Annotated in this window: 1 protein-coding gene; it reads right to left on the reverse strand. The window is 34.4% G+C overall.

Translation table 11 applies throughout. The annotated features are described in order from the left end of the window. Positions 1–240, reverse strand: a 240-nt coding sequence (locus M901_RS10390; protein ID WP_021278155.1) for a hypothetical protein, incomplete at its 3' end; no start/stop codon positions are given. Positions 241–418: the final 178 nt, after the last annotated feature.

A 418-nucleotide genomic window follows, 5' to 3' on the forward strand; every position in this document is an offset into this window, starting at 1 on the left:
GTGAGTTCCAAATACGTATGGATTTAGGTTAGTAGTTTTAACTTCTGCAGTTTCAGTTCCACTTACTTCTCTATCTTGAGTAAGAGTATCGTATGAAAGAACAGCAGCATTTCTTTTAGACCAAGCAACACCTAGGTTGTCGTTCTTAGTTTTTCCATCTCTTGTCATTTCTGGCATTACGTTACCAGCAAGAGCTGATCCCATTGAAAGTGCTAGTGCACCAGCGATAATTTTTTTCAAAACTAACTCCTTGTTTTGTTTTATAAGTTTGAAAAAATTTGATTGGTTAAATTTTAATAGAGAAGTACAAGGAAAATCAATATTTTTTGATAGTTATGAGCAGAAAGTTAAGAAAACTTTATTAGATGAAATATAATTTGTTTTGGCGTGATGGCCGCGCTTTTACGCAGCGGCCATT

This window comes from Bacteriovorax sp. DB6_IX, from assembly GCF_000447775.1.
Classification (GTDB): Bacteria; Bdellovibrionota; Bacteriovoracia; order Bacteriovoracales; family Bacteriovoracaceae; genus Halobacteriovorax_A.